Origin of the sequence: Rhizobium sp. WYCCWR10014, assembly GCF_001657485.1 — a bacterium.
In the GTDB taxonomy this organism is placed as follows: Bacteria; Pseudomonadota; Alphaproteobacteria; order Rhizobiales; family Rhizobiaceae; genus Rhizobium.
On record NZ_LXFU01000051.1, the window covers coordinates 243,210 to 263,378 of the forward strand.

Consider the following 20,169-nt stretch of genomic DNA (forward strand, 5'->3'; position numbering starts at 1 on the left):
ATCTCACGGTCTGCAACGCCTCGCCTTGTCGGCGAGGGCGGTTGGTCAGAGTTGTCGGTATGATAACACGAAACTCGGCAGCGTCGTTTCGCCTGGCTTGACCTCCAGCGTATTGCCATCGGCAAAGGAGAGCGTCAGCGCGCTGCCGAAGAAGAAATCCACCGAGATTCCATCGTTATCGTTTCCGTCGAAAGAAATCGTAGCCTTGTTGCCCGCTATGGTTACCTTAGTATTCTCAGCGGTGAAGCCTTCTCCCAACTCAACGGTGGAGGCGCTTCGGGCCAATGTAAGGGAATCCTGTCCGTCGCCGATCGCGAATTTGACGGTCGATCCGGAGCTTCCGTAGCTCTCAGCCTGGATGCCGCTGATGACAATTTTGTCATTTCCGGTCCCGCCGGTGACAACATTCCCAATCCCAACCTGGATAGTATCGTTGCCAGCACCCGCATCAATCGTATTGTTGTGCCAGGCAATGATGGCATCGTCTCCTGCATCACCCGTCACTGTGCTTTCCAATCCGGCAAAAAGCGTATCATTTCCCTGGCCGCCGTTGATCGTGCTGTGAGAGCTAACCGATATCGAATCGTTTCCGGCGCCGCCGCTGATGTTCATTTCGAAGCTTCCGCTGATGATGTCGTCTCCAGCACCGCCGTTCACCCCGCCGCCCGGTCCCGCACGGATAATGTCATCCTTATCAGTGCCGGTGATGTCCGAAAACGCGCCGCCGACGATGAACTGCCCGCCGTTCTCAAGCAGAATTCGGGTGATCTGGCCCTCCGTCTGCTTCAGCGGATCGAGATTGACGCCGGAAATGGATGACAGAATCTGGCTGGCGGCCGACTGTTTTGTCGTCGCCGCAGCCGACTGGACGGAGCCCTTGAGAAGGGTCAGGGCCGTCGAATTGCCGGAAGCTGCGGACGATGAAGCGGAAATCATGATGTGTTCTCTGTCGAGCGCCCCCTCATGAGGCGGCATTGCAGATCGTCATCATGACGAACGTGATCATTTGATATCGCTAGAGTGCAACGAGAACATTAATAGAGTATTGCATATGTGCAATCATTGCGCGAATAAAAGCCGCCGCTAAAGCCCTTGTTGGCGGTGGCATCCGCCAACAAGTTTCAAGCTGGTTGCGCGGCAGCACCGACCCATTCGGGGCGCTCCGCGCCTTGCAACTCCTCCACCGCATCGGCGGCAAAGCTCGGCACGACACCGGTCCACAGCAATGCGCCATCGGGATTGGAATGTCCGTCGCCCTCGAGCTTGTAGATGCTTTCGACAATATACTGGCCGTCATTGTTCAGGCCCTTGATCTCGGAAATCTCGATCACCCGGCGCCGGCCGGTGCGCTTGAAGCGGGCGATCTGCACGACGACGTCAACCGCCGAAGCGATCTGGGCGCGCAGCGGCCGAAGCGGCATGTCGATATCAGACATCAGCGCCAGCGTTTCCAGCCGGTGCAGCGAGTCATAGGGTGTGTTCGCGTGCACTGTCGAAAGGCTGCCGCTGTGACCTGAGGTCATCGCCTGGATCATATCGAGCGCCTCGCCGCCGCGGCACTCGCCGACGATGATCCGGTCGGGCCGCATGCGCAACGACGAGCGGAACAGGTCGCGGATGCTGGCGCCGCCGCGACCGAAACGGTCGGGCTTCGTCACTTCGAGATAGACCACGTGTTCCTTGCGGATCTGCAGTTCGGATGTGTCCTCGATGACGATGACGCGCTCGTGGTCGGCAAAGGCTTCCGATAGCGCGTTCAGCATCGTCGTCTTGCCGGTGCCGGTGCCGCCGGAGATGATGACGTTCTTCTGCAGCCCGACGGCCGCCTGCAGCAGCGACAGCGATTCCTCGGTCAGACTGCCTTGGGTGACGAGGTCGCGGATGCTGCGATGTTCTTTCAGGAAGCGGCGGATGGAGATGCAAAGCCCGGTGCGGGCGGCGGGCGGCTGGATCATCTGCACGCGCGAACCGTCGGGCAGACGTGCCTCGATGCTCGGCTCCTCCGGCGTCAGTCGCTTGCCTGAGAACTGCGCGATGCTGCGCGCGGCCGATTCCAGATCCTCACGACTGGCGAAGCGCGTATCGGCGCGTTCGAGCTTGCCTCGCCTCTCGACGAAGATGTCGGATGTCCCGTTGATCAGGATTTCGGACACGCTCGGATCATCGAGGAGAAAACGGATCGGCCCGAGCAGCTTGTCCAGCGCCCGGGTCAGGACCTGGAAGGTCGCCTGTTCGGCAGCGTCGTCGGAAACGGCCTTCATCAGAGCGGCATCCCGACCAGGACCGTGCTCATGCCGAACAACGTCGCCATCATCTGAACCGCTGTCGGAAAGAACATCATCAATGGAATGAGGACCAATCCAAGTATTAATATGCTGCTCATCGTTTCCATCGTTCTCTCTCCGGATCGACTGGCGGGCGATACCCACCATTTGAAAAGCTTAATCCAGATCGCCAAACAACGCCATGGTCGTGCGCCGCGCGGGCAGTGATTCCGACCATCGTACGCCGTTTCTTCTATGGCTTTGAAAGAATTGGCCAATTTTGGAGCAATAGACGAAGTCGCGAAGGTCGATCAAAAACTTGTTCTCCGCAGGTAAAACTTCAGCCCGTTCAAAAGCTTAGTTGAAAAAATCCGTCGTCAACTGCGATTTTGCAGCCGACGCCTCCAAGACAATTGGAACCCTTCGTTTCGTTTGCTTGACGGGGGGCTGGCCTTGGGCGCACTCTTGGGTCTTAATGGTGTTGCTCAACAAACGTTGGCCGCCGGGGAAGAAAAGCTGAAGCAGAAAATATCATTGGATCGAGCAACATGCTCGTTCGGATCGATAGCGTATGCTTGGTTCATCTTCACCACGGCTTCGAACCGAAACAAACCTGGGAATGAGGAGTAATCACATGTTTGGTAAACTCAAGACTCTCGCAATTGCACTTCACAAGGACGAACGCGGCGACATGGCCCAGATCGTCCTGGCCGTCGCCCTGATCGTCATTCCGCTGATGCTGATCCTGCTCGCATTCGGCAAACAGATCGGCGAATGGTTCAACGAAAAGAACACGGCGCTCTCGGATGCCGAGAGAATTCCTGAGCCGGGTCAATAAGCGGGTCGGGATCATGGATACGACCTATGATCTGACCCTGATGCCTGCGGCGGCGGCTCTCGCCGTCGCCTGCACCATGACCGCGGCGGTGCTCGACCATCGCCACGGTCATATCCCGAACGCCGTCACCTATCCCTGCCTGCTTGGCGGGTTCATGTTGGCGGCAGTCAGCGGCGGTCTCGCAGGCATAGGGCTTGCCTTCGCAGGCCTCCTTGCAGCCGGCCTGATTTTCATCATCGCCTTCGCAGCCGGAAGCTGCGGCGGCGGCGACGTCAAGCTGATGGCGGCGCTCGGCGCCATTCTTGGCCTCTGGCCCGCCATCGACGTCACGCTTGCATCGCTCATGGCCGGCGGCGTGATCGCGGTTTTCTCCATGGTGCGACGTGTTCAGTGGAGCGTGCTGGCACGAACGGTCGGACTGTTTGCGCTTCTCCTGCCTGCCGGTTTCCGCGATGCCGCTTCGGTGCTCAAGCCACGCGAAACCCATCATACCGTCCGCTTCGGCGTTGCCGCTGCCCTCGGACTTCTCTGGTGCCTTTTCATGCCCGATTTCACCCCTCTTTCATTCGTGAGGTAACGGCAATGCGCGCGGAACTCGAACGCCCCATCTTCGACGGTGCCTTCTGGAGTTCGATCCTGCACTCGCGGACCTTCTGGGTCCCTCAGGATCACGGCGCGCTCCTCGGTACCTTTGCGATCGCCATGATGCTGCTTGCCTCGATGCTGCTGCTGCCGCGGCTTTCCGCCCGCCGGCGCCGGATATCGGAGCTTCACGGCGATATCTCCGGCAGCACGACGATGATGGATTTCGTTCTCGTGACACCGGTCTTCGTCTTCTTCATGTTCGTAGTCTTCCAGTTCACGATCCTGGCCAAGAACCACCTCTTCACCCATTATGCCGCCTACGCGGCGGCCCGCAGCGCCCGCGTCTATTTCTGCCCGGCTTTTCCGATCACGCTTAGAAGCATCATCGACGTCAAGACCTGCGATGACGATGCTGCCGCCGGCAAGGCCGATCTTGCCGCCCGCCTGGCGCTGATCCCGGCTGCCCCTTACGACCAGCTCAGATGCGTCGGCGCCTGCCAGCCGCCGGAAGAGGCGCTCAAAAGCCTCGCCGATGCCTCCGGCCTTTCGAAGAACTGGCGGGCGATGCGCAACCAGGCCCGTTACATGTTCGACCCCCAGAACGTCACGGTCACCGTCGACCGCGCGCCGATGGCGCTCTATGCCGCCATCAACCGCTCGCCGCATGTACCGGTGACCGCCAAGGTGGAAGCGCGCTTCCTGTTGCTCGAGTATGCCGGCTGGGTCTTTGCCCGCGGCCAGAGGAAAGACGGCCGCTACTACACGATCTCGAAGGCGGAGGTGAACCTGCTATGACACCGACCCTCATAAAGCGCCTGCACCGCGACGAACGCGGCTTCCTGTCACCGATCATTCTCTACATGACGATCGCGCTCGCTTTGATGATTGTCTGGATCCTGAATACGGGACAGATGATCTACGACAAGCAGCGCACGCAGGACACGGCGGATGCCGCGGCACTCGTCCATGCCGACTGGGAAGCCCGCTATCTCAACATCATGGCGATGAACAACGTCGCCTCCTCGCAGGCAACCGTCGTCATGGCGACCTCGGTCGCCTTCCAGCTGACGACCGCGGAATTGGCCCTGCGCTCGGGCGCCATTCTGGCGAAACTCGCCGAATATTCTTTCACGGATGGCTTCGGACCGGCGTCGCTTCTACCGCCGATGCCGCCGATGCCCCATTGCCCGGGCTGGCAGAAGGTCCCGATCGTCGGCGGCATCATCTACGGTGCTTGCCTGGCGTTCCAGGGGGTCCGGGCGATAGGAGCCACCAAGGCGATTGCATATACGGTGAAAGCACAGATCGATTATGATCCCTGGGGCCTCATCGTGAAGTCCAGCGACATCATCGACGCGATGAACGACCTCAACGACTACCTCGTCGAGAGCTTTCCTCAGCGCGTCGGTAACGAAGCCCTGCATCTGGTGCGCCTGAACAAGTCGGACCACGTCGTCTTCCATCCGCCGTGCGAATCCTGCGGCCAGGCTGGAGAAGGCGCTGGCGGTAACCTGCCGGTCGATCGCGACGGCATCAATCCCGCCTCGGCCTATGCTGAAATGTGCCTCGCCATGACCTATGGCACCCAGGGGCAGGATCCGTTTCTCATGCGCGGCGAGTTTGCCAATCGCGGCTTCCCCAACGGCAAGGGTCCGTTGACCGCAGGCGGCGTCGACGGCAGCCATATCCGCGATTGGGTCAATCACGAGAGCGGCATCGACGATGCTTTAGTGGACTTCTACATCTTTTATGAAGCCTTCGGCCCGGCCTATCTGAGCAAGATCCCGTTCAAGGCGATCATCGAGCAATTTGGCGATCTCAGCTGGTGGCAGGAACTGCTGCTCGATGGCAGCTTCTTTGTCGCCGAGGAATTCTTCGGCATCGAATTCGGCATCGTGAACCCCTTTCAGCTGCCGATCGACAAGCCACCGCGCTATTCGGACAAGCAGACAAAGGACGAGAACGATTTCACCCGCAAGTTCGACACGATCTGGAATGGTGTCTGCAGCCCGGCGGGCGCTGCGATTTCGATGGTAGGCGCACTGCCCGTCGTCTCCTTCCCGAAGCCTTACTGGCTGAAGGGACGCACACCTTTCAACTTCACGCCCTTCGGCGGCGAGCAACTCGACGACTACCAGACGTTGGCGATCGTTTCGCGCGCCCCGCGCGCCAGGCTGCAGATCCGCATCTTCAAGGACAAGACACCGTCCGCCTACGCCTTGGCGCAGAGCTGGGTCCACAACTACACGGCCTTCGACCTCTACACCCAGGACTGGCTGGCATCGCTTGCCCCCGCGACACTCGCCGACGATACCGGCGCGGTTTCCAACACCATCAAGCAGAGCCCGGCAGCCGACAGTTTTACCGGCTTGACCCGCGTCTTCGATCAGGGAGGAGCCAATGCCTGGGCTGCCGTCAACACACACTGAGCCTATGGGCGGTCCTCCGGGCCGCGGGCTGCTGATGCGGCTGCACCGCGACAGGCGCGGTCTTGCCTCGATAGAATTCGTGCTCGCCGCGCCGGTCATCCTGCTGATCGTGATTTTCGTCATCCATGCGAACAAGATTTCCACCAAGAAGGTGGGAACCATGGTGGCGATGCGCAACGCCGCCTTCGCCGAGGCGAATGGGCTGGACTGCACGTCGGATTTCTCGAACGTCTTCCCTATCCCGGCCTTGCCGGCACTGCCCGGGCGCGACGCCATGAGCTGCTCACGCGCACCATCGCATGAAGGCGGCGGCGACCCTCAGCGCACCTTTGTCTGGGACGACGTACAGAATACCTGGAAGAGCGACGGCCGCGAGTTCGGCGATATGGTCGGCGACCTCGCCAATGAAAAGCCGCAGCTCGTCACGGCGACGGCCGACCGGGTTTATAAGTTCAGGGATTCCGACGATCTCGATACGATCAGGAGCCTCCGCTGGAAGGACGCCTTCACGGTTGATGATTCGACGCTCTTTGCCTCTCACAATAACGATACCACGAGCCGAGGCTACGACCCGACGCTGCGCCGGGAAATCCGCGATGTGGCCGACGACTCCGGCGATCTGTTCGACGGCGTCTTCCCGGGAGCGAAATAAGATGAGACAGGGCTCGCGCATCTCCTTCCGTTTTGCCAGGCATCTCGCCGGTTTGGCGCTCTTCATCGGGCTCGCCGCCGCCATGGCCACACCTGTTCGCGCCGAAATCTACAAGGATTTCAGAGTGACGCTGAATTCGATGCTGGCCAGCATTCTCGGCGCGCCAGAGCGGGCGCCGCGCGATCTCGCCATCAACGGCCAGCCACTTGAGTTCACGCCCTATCAGAGCGATCGCAGCATTTCCGATATCACCGACGAATGGCTGCGGGTGCTGGCTGCCAACACAAGGCCGGCCTTGCCGACAAGCAACGACAAGGAAGAACTGACCGCCGTCATTGCCGCCAACATGCTGATCGTCCCGAAGACGAGCCGCATCCGCGACGATCTTGCCGTGGTGGTGCGGTTCTTCGACGGCGACGGCGAGGCGGCCCTCGACTATCTCCGCCGGCAGGATCCTAAAAATCCTTCGGCAAGAGCGCCGATCCCAGGCGTCTCGATCATGATCCGCCGCCCCGCCGGTGCACCGCGGACCGAGGTGCTGATGAGCCGCTTCGAGGATGTCGCCTCGACGCTGCCGGCCTTCGCGGCTCCGGCCGATATCAGCAAGTTGCCGATGTCGCTGCGTCCGCCGGCCGGTGTCGATGTGCTGAGCGATATCGGCGACCGCGACAAGGGCCACACGTCGCGCACGGTAGTGTCGAAAGGCACGCTGTCGGCCGTGCGCTGGTCCGATCAGCGCGCCGATCTGCTCGCCCGCGATGGTTTCACCATTGAGACGCCGCCGGCACAGCGCGGCGGGGTCACCGCGCTCTATGGCCGGCGCGGAAGCGTCGAGGCCAATGTTCTCTATACCCGCAGCAAGACCGACGGCCGGACCGTCGAAGTCATTCAAATCAGGCAACCCTTCGTCGAAGGAATAACACCATGAACTGGAAGCTCATCGCGGCGGTCATCGTCGGGCTCATCACCGGCGTTCTGCTTTATTTCTGGACCGAGAGCGTCAAGAACGAGCAGACGGCTTATGCCTTCATGCGGCTCCAGCCCGACAGGAAGGTCACACGAGGACAGGCGATTACGCCCGACATGCTCGCCGAACCGGTGATGCTGCCGGAAAGCTTCGGGGCGCTCGCCAAACTCGCGGTGCCCGCTGCCAGCGCCTACCAGGAATGGCTGAAGGACAGGACGGCCGCCAGCGACATTCCGGCCGGCTCCGTGCTGCTCTTCCAGTATTTCGACGATACCGACGGCGGACGCCTGACGACGATGATCGCGCCTGGCAAGCGGGCCCTGACCCTTCCCGTCAACGCGGCCGCAGCCGTCGGCCATTTCGTCGAGCCGGGCAGCTATGTCGATATCATCGGCACGGTCGACGAACCGGTCGAACCCGTGGCGCCGGCCGCCGCCACCCAGCCGGGAGCTCCGGGCCAGCCCGCTGCCGTGCCAGGTCAGCCTGCCGTCCAGGGTCAGGCGCCGGCCACAGCCGGACAGCCGCAGGCTCCAGCCCAGCCGCAGTCGCCGGTCGAGCAGATGCTGAAGAACTATCTTACCCAATATCCCGGGGCCGACGAGAACGATGTCAACGCCTACCGCAAACAGGCGCAGGATTATAAGCTCGGCATCAGCTCGCGCACCCGCGTCGTCACCCGCACCTTCCTGCAGAATGTCAAAGTGCTGGCCGTCGGCGCGGCGACGACGGCGGAGGGCGCGGTCACCAAGGCCAACAGCACCTACAACAATGTGACCGTCGAAGTGACGCCGTCGGAAGCTGAAATGCTGATTTTTGCCATGGGCCAGTCGAACGGCAGCCTGAACCTCGTGCTGCGCAATCCGGCCGACAATACCGTCGAGGACCTGCCGAGCATCAACTGGACGCGCATGTGACCGGCGCGGGAGAGTAAGCCATGCTGTTGAAGATTTCCTATGAGGACGGCAGCGGTCGGGAGGTGATCCCGCTCTCGGCGAACGAGACCTATTTCGTCGGCGAAAGCAGCACACTGACGCTTCCCGCCGGCGCGGGCGTCGTGCGGCTTCGCGGCAGCCACGTCTCCTCGCCGCAATTCGTGCTGCGAAAGTCTGGCCAGGGCTGGTCGGTGCAGCATCACGGCCGCAACCCGACGCGCGTCGACGATCAGCCGCTTCGGGCCGGCACGCCGGTTGCGGTTTCGGCCGGCATGTCGATCTGGGTGCCCAACGTCACGATCGAACTCGTCGAGCCGGCGGCGGTGGCCGAAGCGGTGACGCAATTTCCCGATCAGGAACGCGTGCTCGCCCTGCAGATGGAAATCCACGAGCGCCTGCTGAAGGACACGCAATATGACCGGCTGGTGAAATCTTCCGATTTCGGCCGCGAAGACACGCGAAACCGAATCCGCGAGCGCCTCGACATGTTCATCAAGGAGGCGCTCGACAGCGCGCCGCAGGATCTCGTCATCCTCGTCATCAAGAACGCCGTCTATCGGTGGCTGGCAAAACGCATCGCCCGCACGGGGCGGCGTGATGCTTCGTCGAATGCCGCAAGCCTCTCGCGCGAGGAGCAGGACAATCGCCGTCTCTTCGACGTCGGCAAGGCACTGATTTCGGCCCTTCAGCTCAAGCTCAACTTCGAATCCACCCGCTCCGACTTTGCCCAGCTCGATACGCGGTTCAGCGCCGCCTTCCAGTCCAGGCAGGCTCTTTTCAACGCCGGCGACCGCTACGAGATCGCCCATATGCACCTGCGCTCCAATATCGAGGAGCTGATGTATCGCTGGGGGACGATCTCGGAGCTGATGGATCTCGATGTCATCTCGGAAATCATGGTGACCCGCTATGACGAGATCTACGTCGAAAAATTCGGCCTGCTGGAACGTTATCCCTTCGCCTTCGCCAATGAGCGGCAGCTGATGAAGGTGATCGAGCGCATCGCCGTTGATTCCAACCGTTCGATCAACGAGAGCGAGGCGATGGCCGACTTCCGGATGCCGGATGGCTCACGCGTCAACGCCGTCATTCCGCCGCTGGCGGTCAAGGGCGCCTGCCTCACCATCCGCAAATTCGGCGGCAAGTCGAGGCTCGACATCAGCAAGCTGGTGACCGCCGGCGCGCTCAGCGAGCCGATGCGCGCCTTCCTCGAGGCTGCCGTCCGTTCACGCAAGAACATCGTCGTCTCAGGCGGCACCGGCTCCGGCAAGACGACGCTGCTGAACAGCCTGTCGCAATTCATCCCGGTCGGCGAGCGCGTCGTTGCCGTCGAGGACACGTCGGAACTGCAGCTCGACGGCATCCATGTCGTCTATCTGCAATCGCGGCCGAAGACGGCGGAATCTGAGACCAGCGTCACCATCCGCGACCTCGTGCGCAACGCGCTGCGCATGCGGCCCGACCGCATCATCGTCGGCGAGTGCCGTGGTGCGGAGGCGATCGACATGCTGCAGGCGATGAACACCGGCCATGCCGGCTCGATGACGACGGCGCATGCCAACACGCCGCAGGACATGATGACCCGCCTGGAGGTGATGGTGCTGCAGGGCCAGAGTTCACTGCCGGTCATGGCCATCCGCCAGCAGATCGTTGCCGCCGTCGAACTCGTCGTGCAGCTGAACCGCCTGGCGAACGGGCGGCGCGCCGTGACCGAAATATCGGAGGTGATCGGCATCGATCCGGATACCGGCCTCATCATAGTCGAGCCGATCTTCAATCTCGTCGGCCGCGCCGGCGGCCAGGCCGTGCATGCCTTCACCGGCTACCTGCCGAGCTTCGTCGCCGAACTCGTCGAGTTCAACGACGACGGCGAGATCGAGAAACTGGACATGTTCGTCTAGAGCGGTTCAGGGTTTCGCGGAAGCGCAGAACCGCTCTAAGTTTTTGTTTTTACGCAATTCCCGGCAAAAGGGCTTTGCGCTTTGCCTGGGAAACCACTTCGCACTTTTCCTGGAATTGCTCTGAGGGGGAAGCCATGGATATCAGCATTCTGCAGATTTTTACGATCGCCCTCGGCGCTGTAACGGCGGGATTGCTCGTCTGGGGCGCACCGGTGCGCTGGCCGGCGCCGCTGCTGCGCGCCACTGAACGCGACATTGCGCTCGCCAGCGAGGCGGCGCAGGTCTTCGGGCGCGATGCCGTTCCGCCCTATACGATGATCCTCGCCTACGGCATCACGGCGATCGTCGTCTTCGTGGTGATCTCGCTGATCTTCGGGCCGATCTTCGGCTTCGTCGTCGCCATCCCGGTCGCCTTCTTCCTGCCCAAGGGCTTGATCCGTTATTTCCTGCAGCGGCGCTGGCTGCAGATCGAATCGCAGCTTCCCTATGCCGTCGACCAGATTGTCTCGGCGGTGCGTACCGGCAAGCCGCTTGCCGTCGCCGTCAATGCGGTGGCCGATACCGGTCAGATGCCGGCCTCGCGCGAATTCGAGCGCATCGCCCGCGAACAGAAGCTTGGCATCGGCCTGGTCGAGGCGCTCGACCGCCACGGCCGCACTGTGCCGAGCCTGCACTTCAAGATGGTCGATGCGGCCCTCGGTCTCTTTGCCCGGCAGGGCGGCGACATTTCCGAGCCGCTGACGGAAATGTCGAAATCCTTCAAGGAAATCTGGAAGCTCGATCAGAAGATCACCACCTCGTCGTCGCAGGCGCGCATGAACTTCCGCGTCGTCAATGGCGGCGCGCTGTTCATGATCCTGCTGATCTTCTTCGGTCAGCCGGAACTGATCGACAAGGTGTTCGGCAACGCCATCGGCATCGTCATCGCGATCGTCGGCGCCATTCTCTATGCGACCGGTTTCTTCTGGATGCGCTCGATGATGAAGGTGTCGGTTTGATGTCTCAGATACCTCTCGCCCCCATCGCCGTCGTCTTTGCCGGGATCACCGCTGCGCTGTTCGTCTGGTGGATCGGCGATCTGCTCGGCAGCATTCAGGTGGTGCGCCGGTCCGCCAGCGGCGATGGTCCGCCCCCGAACATTGTCGACAGCATCGGCATGCGCACGCCGGTCGAATTCGTGCTGACGCATTTCGAGCCGCTTCTGGCCGATTACGGCGCGCAGCTCGAGCAGAAGCTGATCTATGCCGGCCGGCCCTTCGGCGGCGTGACGGGACGGGAATATATCGCCCTTCTCGTCGTTTTGAGCCTGTTCGGTTTCGTCGTGCTCGGTGTGCTGTTCGGCATCGCCAGCGGCAGCGTGATTGGCGGGCTGGTGGCCGGGCTGATCCTTGGCCTGATCCCCGCCATCTATTTCTGGGTCGTCGCCGACGACAAGGCGCAGGACCGCAAGGAACGCATCTCGCGCGAATTTCCCTATTTCCTCGATCTCGTGGTCATGACGCAGCAGGCGCAAGCGACACTGCCGGAAAGCCTGAGGCTTTATGCCGAGGCGGCACCGGGCACCGTCATGAGCGAGGAGATTGAACAGACGCTGAAGGACGTGGCGCTCGGCACCGGCATGATCGAGGCGTTGCAGCGCCTGGAGCGCCGCATGACCGCCGAGGAGGTCATCCGCGTCATCCGCGCCGTGATCCAGGGCGAAGTCGAAGGCAGCAACCGCGTCGAGTTGTTGCGCGAGCACGCGCGCGACCTGCGCTTCCGTCGCTGGGAAAAGGCCGACAGGGCCAGTGAAAAGCTGAAGGCCAAGATCGTCATGCCGGCGATGATGATCGTCGTGTCGATCCTGCTTCTGGTGCTGGCGCCTGCAATTGTCGAAATGATGTCGAGTGGGATGTTCTGATCATGGTCTTTTCCTTCTTTCGCGGAAACAAGCCTAGCCTTCTGCAGACCGGTCCCGGCGGCCAGAGCCGCAGCCATGTGCTCGACCGGCCGGAAATGTCGATTGGGCGGGCTTCCAATGCCGATATCGTCGTCGACGATCCTTTCCTGGCGCCGATCCATGCGCGCATCGAGCGGCAGAGCGACGGCGGCTTCATCATCCGCCGCATGGGGCTGAACCCGATCATGCTGCGCGGCGAAGCGCTGTTGCAGACTGCCTCGCTGAAAGCCGGCGACAGCTTCCGCCTCGGCAAGGACGTCGAATTCCAGTTCGTCGTCAAGGCCGCCGCCAAGGAAGCGCCGAAGAAGGAGGCCTCCAAGACGAGCGACGACAAGCCGAAAAAGTCGCTCCTCAAGCAGCCGGCCTTCCTGGCCGGCATGGGTGTCGTCTATCTCGCCATCGTCGGTATCATCGGCTACGTGATCCTGTCTGACAGCGGCAGCGCGGAGAGTGGCCCGACGGCTGAGCGCATCAGTGCGGAAGCCGCCCGCATTCCGACATGCATCAAGAATGCCCGGCGCATGCGCCAGGTTTCCGAGCAAAGCTTCAACGGCGCCGTCGGCGGCCGCGTCGGCAGGGATGGCGACGCAACCTATGCCGCCCTCTCGCTGGCAGCCGAACCATCTGATGACGCCGCGCTGGCAAAGGCCGCCGAGCCGATCGTCGAGGCCTACAAACGCACGGCGCTCGCAGCCCTTGCCTCGGAAAACCGCGGCAATAACACGCTGGCGCAGACCCTCTATCAGCAAACCTACGATCTCGTTCCCGACGTCAACTGCTCAGCCGCGCGCTTCGCGCTGCAGCGCCGCGCCGCCACAAAGCCGCCGGCGCGGCGTTGATCGGAGGCCTGTAGCAAGCAATGCACGCCGGTGTCGGGGTAATCAGCGGCGCGCGCATTGCACAGGGCTGCTCTATGGCTGCCCGAGGGGCTTGGCCTTCCCCGCCTCGCATTCCGGCAGTCGCACAGGTTTGGCGAGGTTCGCCAGCGCCTCGGGCTTGGCGCATGCCGGGAAGCCAGCGAGCGGCATTGTCTCTATGAACCGATTGCGCTCGATTATGCTTAGGCCGGGTTCATTGATCATGCTCTCGACAGTTAGATCCGGGTGCTGCTTGAGAGTTTCCATAGCTGAAGCATGCGCCTCATCGGTTCGACCCAGTGCCGCAAGCGAGCTGCTACGGACTACCCAGGTCCACCTTTGGTAGTTGTTGGGCGTCATGCGCTCCAGCATCTTCACCGCGTCCTCATACCGCCCCGCCATAAAATAGGCAGGTGCGAAGAAGTTGGACGCCCACATCGGATAACTCGGATCGAGCCGCATGACCTTGTCGACCATTTGAGCACCGCGTTCTGGTTCACCGAAGCGTGCTGCATACCCGCTGTAAAAGGTCAGGATTTCGGACGAGCCCGGAGCCAGGCGAAGGGCCGTGTCGAATTCGGACTTGCCGCGGCCCATATCGCCCTTATTGGCAAGGCTCATACCAAACACCGCATGGGCTTCAGCGTCGCTTGGATCAAGCCGCACCGCGCGTTCGGCCACATCGGCGGCCGCCTTGCGGTTGCTCTCGGGGTCGACGCCAAACACGCCCATCAGATCATGAGCATGGTAAAGTTCTACCCAGGCCCGGGCTAGCCCTGGGTCGAGCTCGACGGCGCGGTTGAGAAACGTGATGGCCTCCTCGTCATCGGCTTTGGTGAGCTTTTCGATCTTCTCGGACCCGAGAAGATAGTAATCATAAGCATTCAGGTTTTCAGGCCGTTTGCGTTTGGCTGCAGCCCGCCCGGCCTCTTGAATCAGTCCCACTCCGCCGCCGAGGCGGTTGGCCACCTGTTCTGCGATTTCGGTCTGAACGGCGAACACGTCCTCTGCAGGCCGGTCCCAATTCTCCGACCAAAGATGGTGGCCGGTTTTCGCATCGATCAACTGTGCTGTGATCCGTACCCGGCCACTCTGCCGCTGGATCGAGCCTTGCAGTACAAAGCCGACATGGAGCGCGCTTGCGACCTGACGGGCATCCACCGGCTTGCCTTTATAAACGTCCGTCGAATTTCGGGCCACCACCTCGAATTCGGGAAACCGCGCGAGGTCGGTAATGATGTCCTCAGTTAGGCCATCGGCCAGACGCCCGCTAGCCTCGTCGCCGCCATAATTGTCGAAGGGCAGCACCGCCACCGACGGCTTGCCGCTCAAAGGTTCCGGCTGCAAGAACCACCAAACCCCGCCGCCCGCCAGAGCCAGCGCCACGATCGCCGCTGCAGCCGTCTTGGCCCAGCGCGGCATCCTTCCGAGAAGCGGCCGACGCGCCCGTTTGCCGTCAAGTCTCAGTCGATACATCCGCACTGGGCGGCTGATGTTCTTGACCTGCTGCTCGCCGGCGAAATCGAGCGGCCAGTCGAGTTTGCCCTGGAGATGATCGTATGCCGTGCCCGACACCACCACGCCGCCCGGCTCGGCCAAATGCTCCAGCCGCGCGGCGACGTTCACCCCATCCCCATAGACATCGCCATCCACCAAGGCCACATCGCCCAGATTGATCCCGACGCGAAATACGATGCGCTCAGGCTCCGGTAGGTCGGCGTTGCGCGCCGCCACGACATTCTGAAACTCCGCGGCGCAGGCAACCGCATCAACCACGCTGTCGAAGGAGACGAGCGCGCCGTCGCCCATCAGCTTGATAACGGTGCCATGGCGCAGGGAGATGGCGGGATTGATCAGTTCGGCGCGGATGGCCTTCAGTCGCTTGATGGTGCCGGCCTCATCGGCCTCCATCGCCTTGGAGTAGCCGACCATATCCGCCGCTAGGATTGCGAGCAGCTTCCGGTCAAGCGTGGGGGTGCCCATCATCGTTGCCTTGCATGAACATGCAATCGTGTCGGCAGTCTACACCCATCGACGCGCTGCAACTAGCACACCGCTAAAACGGCATGTCTGCTTGTGGTAACATCCGCCCCAGAACCGAAACAGACGTCACGCGTCAAAGGGGACACTCCTCGGCACTCGCAGAACATCTGACATCCGCGCGCCGACGGTGCCATAAATGAGCTTCATCGAGGGAGGGACCGTGATGCAGAAGAATACGCCGGACTTCAGGGGCAAGGTGACGTTGGTGACGGGATCGAGCTTGCTGGTGGACGGTGGATGGTCCGTCGCCTGAGGCGGAGGCTCCTGCATAGCAGCGGAAGATCATTCGCCGCTTTCGGCTTCCGCGGTGTATCCGCCGTCGTCCCCGACCGAGCGTGGTCAGCCAAACCGGTCCATCGGAAATCTATTACTATCCGCGACATCGCTGTCGGCCGACGGTTCGGCCGCATAGATGAGGTACATCGGAACAGGTTTGTAGGACATTCCGGCAGCACCTGCTCGAGCCATTTTGCATTTTGTGCTTCTTGAGCTTTGCGACTGATGTCCGCGGCTGCTGGCGCAAACGTGACGTCGAAAGGCGAGTAGCCCCCGAAATTCCGACTATCTTTGCGCGCTTGACGGCAGGTCCGGCTGTCGCTCTCCAACTTCCTGCCGGACGAGCGATAGAGCGGCGATACCCGCCTCATCGGCCGCACGTAGAAGCGCTTCCCGGAATTGTTCTGGAGCGATCTTGCCGCTCAATGCGTCGACGCAGGCTTTCACGGCAGCCACATATTCCTCGCCGTCATCGCAAGGCCAGTCGTTGATCAGGAGACGCGCCGCGTCGCCCAGCGTCCATACGATCTTGCGAGATGCCGGGCCTCGCAAAGCAAATCCAACCGGCGTGAATGCTGATGATGTATTCCAGCACATTGTCCCCTCGACCCCTCAAGGCACGGGTACTACAGTCCCCACCTTCAATATACGCGCGTATTTTGTAATTTGGAATTGAAAAATGTTGAAGCGTACCCCTTGAGAGCGAGCTGCCGGATGAAGAAGAAAGGGCGCTCTGGAAACTTATGTCGGGCGCCCTGCCGTCGTCGACAAGTGTTGCACTGATGGACGCGTTGCGGGTTCGCAGCGGATTACCTCGCCCCCGTGACAGCGGCGCACGCTTCCGGTTCCACATTTCGCCGCGCTCACCGCAATTCGGCGGTGACGCGGAAGATGCCGCCGGTTGAGGCGTCGGAACAGACGACGAAGGTCGAGCCTTCCTGCGCCATGAAGGCGACATTGCCGCCGGCTTCGCAGGGGGTGGCGCTCCATTGCAGGATGATATCGCCGTTATCGGGCAGTTTTTCCGGCGTAATCTTCGCCGCGCTTGCCATCCATTCCGTCGCCGACGGCAGGTGGACGGGCGCGTTCAGCTGCTTCGACAGCCAGGCCGTATAGTTCTGCGCCACGGCAAGCGGCACGTCGTCGGCCGGCTGCTGCGGATTGTCGGCATAGGCCTGGGCTGCGGCGGGATCGGAATTGGCAGTGTAATATTCCGCCATCTCGGCACGGGTGATGGCCTTCGTCTGCATGCAGAAGGGCTTGTCGATCTTCACCGCGCCATTCGCAACGCCGAGCATGCCGCCTAGCTCTTTCATCGACGAGGTCATCAGCCGGACATTCTCCAGCGAATAACTTCCCGCCGGCACGGTCTCGAAGGCAAGCGTCTGTGAAACCGGGCAGAAGCCGCGTGCCGAAAGCGCCTCGAGATCGGCCAGGATCGGCTGGTAGGCGACGATAGCGAGCTTATAGGCTTCCGCGGTGTAGCGGCCGTCAGCCTCGCCGATCTTCGGGGCGAGTGCGGCAAGCGTCGGATCGGCAGCACCGGCGCGTGTCGCGATCGAGGCGCTGAGATCGGTGACTTTCTGCTTCAGCGCCGTCGCCTCGTCCTTTGCCGCCATGACATCGGCAATGACGGCGTCGAACAGTTTGGCGGCGTCGCCATAGCCCGACGTCGCGGCCGGCATCTGCCATTGCTCGGCCTTGGCCTTGGCCTCGGTCATCAGGCCGCTCGCCTTGGCGACATCGGGACTATCGCCGGCGCCGATGCGATTGACGGTTTCGCGTTTTGCCGAGGCGTCCTTTTCGGCCGCCGTTAGCGCGGTCAGCGCCTTGGCGAGATCGTCAAACGTCGTTTTCGACTCGTCGTAGGCGCCGACCGCAGCATGCATCTGCTTTGCGGTGGCGGCATCGGCAGCAGTCTTCATCTTGGCGTCGGCCTCGGCAAAAACTGGCGCCTTGTCGCCGCCGGCGGCCGAAGCGGCAGCCTTCGCCTTTTCGGCATTCTCCTTCGAGATGCCGATCAACGCATTGCCGAGATTGATGGCTGCCGTCTGGAAGCCAGGAAGGGCCTTTTCATAGTCTTCGTCCTTGAGCAGTGCATCGGCCGATGTCAGCGCCGCAGCACCCGTGTCATACGAGAGTTTCGCCTGGTCACTGGCCGGGCGCTCCGGCGCCTTGGCGGCAATCGCCTTCTGCTTTCTGCTTTCGGCCTCCTTCTTCCAGGTGCCGACATCGGCTACGAGTTTCGGATCCGGGGCCAGCAGCTTCGGGATGGTGAAGACGCCGACGCCGATGCAGATCAGCAGCAGTGCTGCGATCATGGAGATTTTGACAGGCGTCCATTTCTTCGGCTTCGGGGTGTCCTGCTGCTGCGGCATGCCGCCGCGCGGATCCCATGACATCGGCTGGATGCCTGTCGTCACGCGCGCGAATTCGCCCAGCGCATCGGCGCCCGTGCGCGGTCGCGCGCTCGGATCGCGGCTCAGCATCCGTTCCACAAGGCTTGCAAGACCTTCGGGAAAGCCGGGGATCAGCACATCGAGGCGGGGAAAGATATTGGAAGGGTCGAGATGGATGTTCTTCCAGCTCTGCTCGCGTTGATGCTCGTCTTCCCAGACCATGACGCTGTCGAAGACGCTGGCATAGGTCTGCCGCGGCAGGAACAGCTTGTAGGCGATCATGCCCATGGCGTAGATATCGAGTGCCGCGGATGCGGAGAAGGTGCCGCTGGCATAGATCTCCGGCGCGCCGAATTCCGGCACATAGGGCGGGATGATGTGCTCGCCGATCTTCGAGATCAGATGCAGGTTGCCGATCCGGACCGACAGGCCGGAATAGTCCTCCGACACGTAGATGCACTGGTCCGTCAGCGCATTGTGGGCGTAACCGGCGCCGTGCAGCGTTGCCAGCCCCTCGAGGATGTGGCGGCCGATCTCGGCGGCGCGCTCGTAAGCCACCATCTCCGTTTCGTCGAGATATTGATGCAGCGTTTTCGACGGCCGCTTCTCGACAATGTAGAAATTGTCGTCTTCCGGCGACGGCGGGATGAGGTCCTCGATTTCGACGAAGCGCCGCGCCGTCAGCGATTTGGCCTCGTTGATGGAGGTCCAGACCCGCTCGAAACGAGCCTTGTCCAGCTTCAGCGCCATATCGGGCGCGACGATGAAGACCGCATGGTCCATCCGCTTGTCCTGGGCCGGATAGACGATGAACTCATTCTCATAGACCGGCTCGCCGATCGTGTAGCGGGCGATCAGATCACTTCTCATGCACTTGTCCCCCTGCATTCATTGCATTCATGAAACCGAATTCTATTCGCCCGCCAGAAGCGGATCGCCGATCAGACCCGCGGCCAGCAGCAGGCCGGTCCTTGTGTCGCGAAGCGCGAAGGCGAAACGGGCATCGGCCACGACACGAACAAGCTTCGGATCGATGCTGCGTTCCGTGATGACAGCCGTGGCTGCCGCTGCCTCCGTGCCGTTTTCGTCAACCTTGATCATCGTCTTCTGAAGGACGCGTGCCAGACTGATGTTTTCCTTGGTGAAACCCGGGAAACCCGCATCCTGGGCCTTCTCGGGCGCCACTCCCATCGCATTGAGTACCGGCATCAAATCACGCCCGTCGTTCAGGGAAAAGCGGGGCAGGAAGATTTCGCCCTTGGCGGCTTCGAATTTTTCCCCTTGCAGCCAGGAAGTGAGAGCCTTCAGGTCCGCGCCGCCCACACCCTTGCCGGAGCGCGCCGTCACCACGACCATACTGTAGCTCTCGCCGGCATAGGCAAGGTCGACGGCGGTGAATTTCTCGTCGAAGCGGAATTTCTGGCCCTCGCCGGCAAGATGCATCATCGGCACCGAAATCGTCGATCCATCAGGCCGCTGAAAGGGGCTTGCCGGGCTTTCCTTGTCAAAGGAGGTCTTCCAGCGCGCCTTGAAGGTGAGCGCGCCGAGGCTGACGAAGCCGCCGCCGGGTGGTGCATCCAGGATGACCGGAATGGCGCCCCTCGTGGCGTCCTTGACCCAGCCGTTGATGTGCTCGACCGATTTCGGTCCGTCGAGATCCTCGATCGACGGCTTGATCCGGTGGCCGGCGAGCATGGAGAGCGCATCGGGGACGAGCACCAGCTTATCGTCGAAGACGATCGCGACCGCCGTCGTCAACGGCGCATCCGCCGCTGCCGGCTTCTCGGGGGTCATGGCGTCAAGCGCCGTTTCCGGTCCCTTCACCTCGCCGCCGAAGCCGAGGCTCTTGGCGATCGATGCCTTGCCCTCGTCGGAGGCGCCGAGGGCGGCAAGGCCGAGTGCTGCGGCAAGGCTTGCCGGCGATACCATGATATTGGCGGCACCCTCCTTTGCCAGCGTCCGGTCGATCAGTTCGGCGGCAAGTCCGGCTTGTGCTGCAAGCATCGCCTTGCTGTCGCCGGCATGAGCCGGGGCAAGCGCCATCAGGGAAGCGGCAAGACCCGCCAGCAGAGTGGATTTCGGCATGG

The 20,169-nt window shown here is 61.9% G+C and carries 16 protein-coding genes and 1 pseudogene; 11 read left to right on the forward strand and 6 right to left on the reverse strand.

The window, feature by feature from the left end:
- Positions 1–45 precede the first annotated feature (45 nt).
- Positions 46–936, reverse strand: a complete 891-nt coding sequence (locus A6U98_RS31175; RefSeq protein ID WP_064654962.1) for a hypothetical protein — start codon at positions 934–936, stop codon at positions 46–48.
- Positions 937–1,121: 185 nt separating this feature from the next.
- Positions 1,122–2,502 (reverse strand): annotated as a pseudogene (locus A6U98_RS31180) (ATPase, T2SS/T4P/T4SS family).
- Positions 2,503–2,898: 396 nt separating this feature from the next.
- On the opposite strand from A6U98_RS31180, the gene A6U98_RS31185 reads away from it, so the two are divergent.
- The 11 genes from A6U98_RS31185 to A6U98_RS31235 all read left to right on the forward strand — a co-directional run bounded on the left by A6U98_RS31185 (position 2,899) and on the right by A6U98_RS31235 (position 13,346).
- Positions 2,899–3,102, forward strand: coding sequence for a hypothetical protein (locus tag A6U98_RS31185; protein WP_003548168.1), 204 nt, complete (start codon positions 2,899–2,901; stop codon positions 3,100–3,102).
- A 13-nt stretch (positions 3,103–3,115) separates the two neighbouring features.
- Entirely contained in the window at positions 3,116–3,679 is a 564-nt protein-coding gene (locus A6U98_RS31190) for an A24 family peptidase (protein WP_064654967.1), read from the forward strand.
- A gap of 5 nt (positions 3,680–3,684) precedes the next feature.
- The gene (locus A6U98_RS31195) at positions 3,685–4,482 is read left to right on the forward strand and encodes a TadE/TadG family type IV pilus assembly protein (RefSeq protein ID WP_064654969.1); all 798 of its coding nucleotides are present in this window, start codon (positions 3,685–3,687) and stop codon (positions 4,480–4,482) included.
- Positions 4,479–6,116, forward strand: a complete 1,638-nt coding sequence (locus tag A6U98_RS31200) for a Tad domain-containing protein (protein WP_064654971.1) — start codon at positions 4,479–4,481, stop codon at positions 6,114–6,116. The genes A6U98_RS31195 and A6U98_RS31200 overlap by 4 nt, the downstream gene beginning before the upstream one ends.
- Positions 6,088–6,768: a hypothetical protein gene (locus tag A6U98_RS31205; protein WP_064654974.1), complete on the forward strand. Its 681-nt coding sequence runs from the start codon at positions 6,088–6,090 to the stop codon at positions 6,766–6,768. Before A6U98_RS31200 ends, A6U98_RS31205 begins: the two co-directional genes overlap by 29 nt.
- Position 6,769: 1 nt before the next feature.
- Positions 6,770–7,696 (forward strand): hypothetical protein, encoded by a 927-nt coding sequence (locus A6U98_RS31210; RefSeq protein WP_064654976.1) that lies wholly within the window; start codon positions 6,770–6,772, stop codon positions 7,694–7,696.
- On the forward strand, positions 7,693–8,649 hold the full coding sequence (locus A6U98_RS31215; RefSeq protein ID WP_064654977.1) for an RcpC/CpaB family pilus assembly protein: 957 nt from the start codon (positions 7,693–7,695) through the stop codon (positions 8,647–8,649). Before A6U98_RS31210 ends, A6U98_RS31215 begins: the two co-directional genes overlap by 4 nt.
- A gap of 20 nt (positions 8,650–8,669) precedes the next feature.
- Positions 8,670–10,568, forward strand: a complete 1,899-nt coding sequence (locus A6U98_RS31220; protein WP_064654979.1) for an ATPase, T2SS/T4P/T4SS family — start codon at positions 8,670–8,672, stop codon at positions 10,566–10,568.
- Positions 10,569–10,702: 134 nt separating this feature from the next.
- On the forward strand, positions 10,703–11,566 hold the full coding sequence (locus A6U98_RS31225; protein ID WP_064654981.1) for a type II secretion system F family protein: 864 nt from the start codon (positions 10,703–10,705) through the stop codon (positions 11,564–11,566).
- Positions 11,566–12,468: a type II secretion system F family protein gene (locus tag A6U98_RS31230; RefSeq protein ID WP_197496463.1), complete on the forward strand. Its 903-nt coding sequence runs from the start codon at positions 11,566–11,568 to the stop codon at positions 12,466–12,468. Before A6U98_RS31225 ends, A6U98_RS31230 begins: the two co-directional genes overlap by 1 nt.
- Before the next feature lie 2 nt (positions 12,469–12,470).
- On the forward strand, positions 12,471–13,346 hold the full coding sequence (locus tag A6U98_RS31235; RefSeq protein ID WP_064654985.1) for an FHA domain-containing protein: 876 nt from the start codon (positions 12,471–12,473) through the stop codon (positions 13,344–13,346).
- A 72-nt stretch (positions 13,347–13,418) separates the two neighbouring features.
- Here the strand turns inward: A6U98_RS31235 and A6U98_RS31240 are convergent, their stop codons facing one another.
- The 4 genes from A6U98_RS31240 to A6U98_RS31260 form a co-directional block, all read right to left on the reverse strand.
- Positions 13,419–15,347 carry an adenylate/guanylate cyclase domain-containing protein gene (locus A6U98_RS31240; protein WP_064654987.1) on the reverse strand — a complete coding sequence of 643 codons (1,929 nt, stop codon included), beginning with the start codon at positions 15,345–15,347 and terminating at the stop codon, positions 13,419–13,421.
- Positions 15,348–15,968: 621 nt separating this feature from the next.
- Positions 15,969–16,280, reverse strand: a complete 312-nt coding sequence (locus A6U98_RS31250) for a DUF982 domain-containing protein (RefSeq protein WP_064654991.1) — start codon at positions 16,278–16,280, stop codon at positions 15,969–15,971.
- Between the two features lie 266 nt (positions 16,281–16,546).
- The gene (locus A6U98_RS31255) at positions 16,547–18,952 is read right to left on the reverse strand and encodes a serine/threonine protein kinase (RefSeq protein ID WP_064654993.1); all 2,406 of its coding nucleotides are present in this window, start codon (positions 18,950–18,952) and stop codon (positions 16,547–16,549) included.
- 42 nt (positions 18,953–18,994) lie between these two features.
- The gene (locus A6U98_RS31260; RefSeq protein ID WP_064654995.1) at positions 18,995–20,167 is read right to left on the reverse strand and encodes a serpin family protein; all 1,173 of its coding nucleotides are present in this window, start codon (positions 20,165–20,167) and stop codon (positions 18,995–18,997) included.
- Positions 20,168–20,169 lie beyond the last annotated feature (2 nt).

What these genes read in the sequence shown, in the direction of transcription:
- A6U98_RS31255 (WP_064654993.1), bottom strand. Translation starts at nt 18,952, where the DNA reads ATGAGAAGTGATCTGATCGCCCGCTACACGATCGGCGAGCCGGTCTAT.
- A6U98_RS31260 (WP_064654995.1), bottom strand. Translation starts at nt 20,167, where the DNA reads ATGCCGAAATCCACTCTGCTGGCGGGTCTTGCCGCTTCCCTGATGGCG.
- A6U98_RS31185 (WP_003548168.1), top strand. Translation starts at nt 2,899, where the DNA reads ATGTTTGGTAAACTCAAGACTCTCGCAATTGCACTTCACAAGGACGAA.
- A6U98_RS31210 (WP_064654976.1), top strand. Translation starts at nt 6,770, where the DNA reads ATGAGACAGGGCTCGCGCATCTCCTTCCGTTTTGCCAGGCATCTCGCC.
- A6U98_RS31240 (WP_064654987.1), bottom strand. Translation starts at nt 15,347, where the DNA reads ATGGGCACCCCCACGCTTGACCGGAAGCTGCTCGCAATCCTAGCGGCG.
- A6U98_RS31215 (WP_064654977.1), top strand. Translation starts at nt 7,693, where the DNA reads ATGAACTGGAAGCTCATCGCGGCGGTCATCGTCGGGCTCATCACCGGC.
- A6U98_RS31220 (WP_064654979.1), top strand. Translation starts at nt 8,670, where the DNA reads ATGCTGTTGAAGATTTCCTATGAGGACGGCAGCGGTCGGGAGGTGATC.
- A6U98_RS31230 (WP_197496463.1), top strand. Translation starts at nt 11,566, where the DNA reads ATGTCTCAGATACCTCTCGCCCCCATCGCCGTCGTCTTTGCCGGGATC.
- A6U98_RS31190 (WP_064654967.1), top strand. Translation starts at nt 3,116, where the DNA reads ATGGATACGACCTATGATCTGACCCTGATGCCTGCGGCGGCGGCTCTC.
- A6U98_RS31175 (WP_064654962.1), bottom strand. Translation starts at nt 936, where the DNA reads ATGATTTCCGCTTCATCGTCCGCAGCTTCCGGCAATTCGACGGCCCTG.
- A6U98_RS31200 (WP_064654971.1), top strand. Translation starts at nt 4,479, where the DNA reads ATGACACCGACCCTCATAAAGCGCCTGCACCGCGACGAACGCGGCTTC.
- A6U98_RS31205 (WP_064654974.1), top strand. Translation starts at nt 6,088, where the DNA reads ATGCCTGGGCTGCCGTCAACACACACTGAGCCTATGGGCGGTCCTCCG.
- A6U98_RS31195 (WP_064654969.1), top strand. Translation starts at nt 3,685, where the DNA reads ATGCGCGCGGAACTCGAACGCCCCATCTTCGACGGTGCCTTCTGGAGT.
- A6U98_RS31250 (WP_064654991.1), bottom strand. Translation starts at nt 16,280, where the DNA reads ATGTGCTGGAATACATCATCAGCATTCACGCCGGTTGGATTTGCTTTG.
- A6U98_RS31225 (WP_064654981.1), top strand. Translation starts at nt 10,703, where the DNA reads ATGGATATCAGCATTCTGCAGATTTTTACGATCGCCCTCGGCGCTGTA.
- A6U98_RS31235 (WP_064654985.1), top strand. Translation starts at nt 12,471, where the DNA reads ATGGTCTTTTCCTTCTTTCGCGGAAACAAGCCTAGCCTTCTGCAGACC.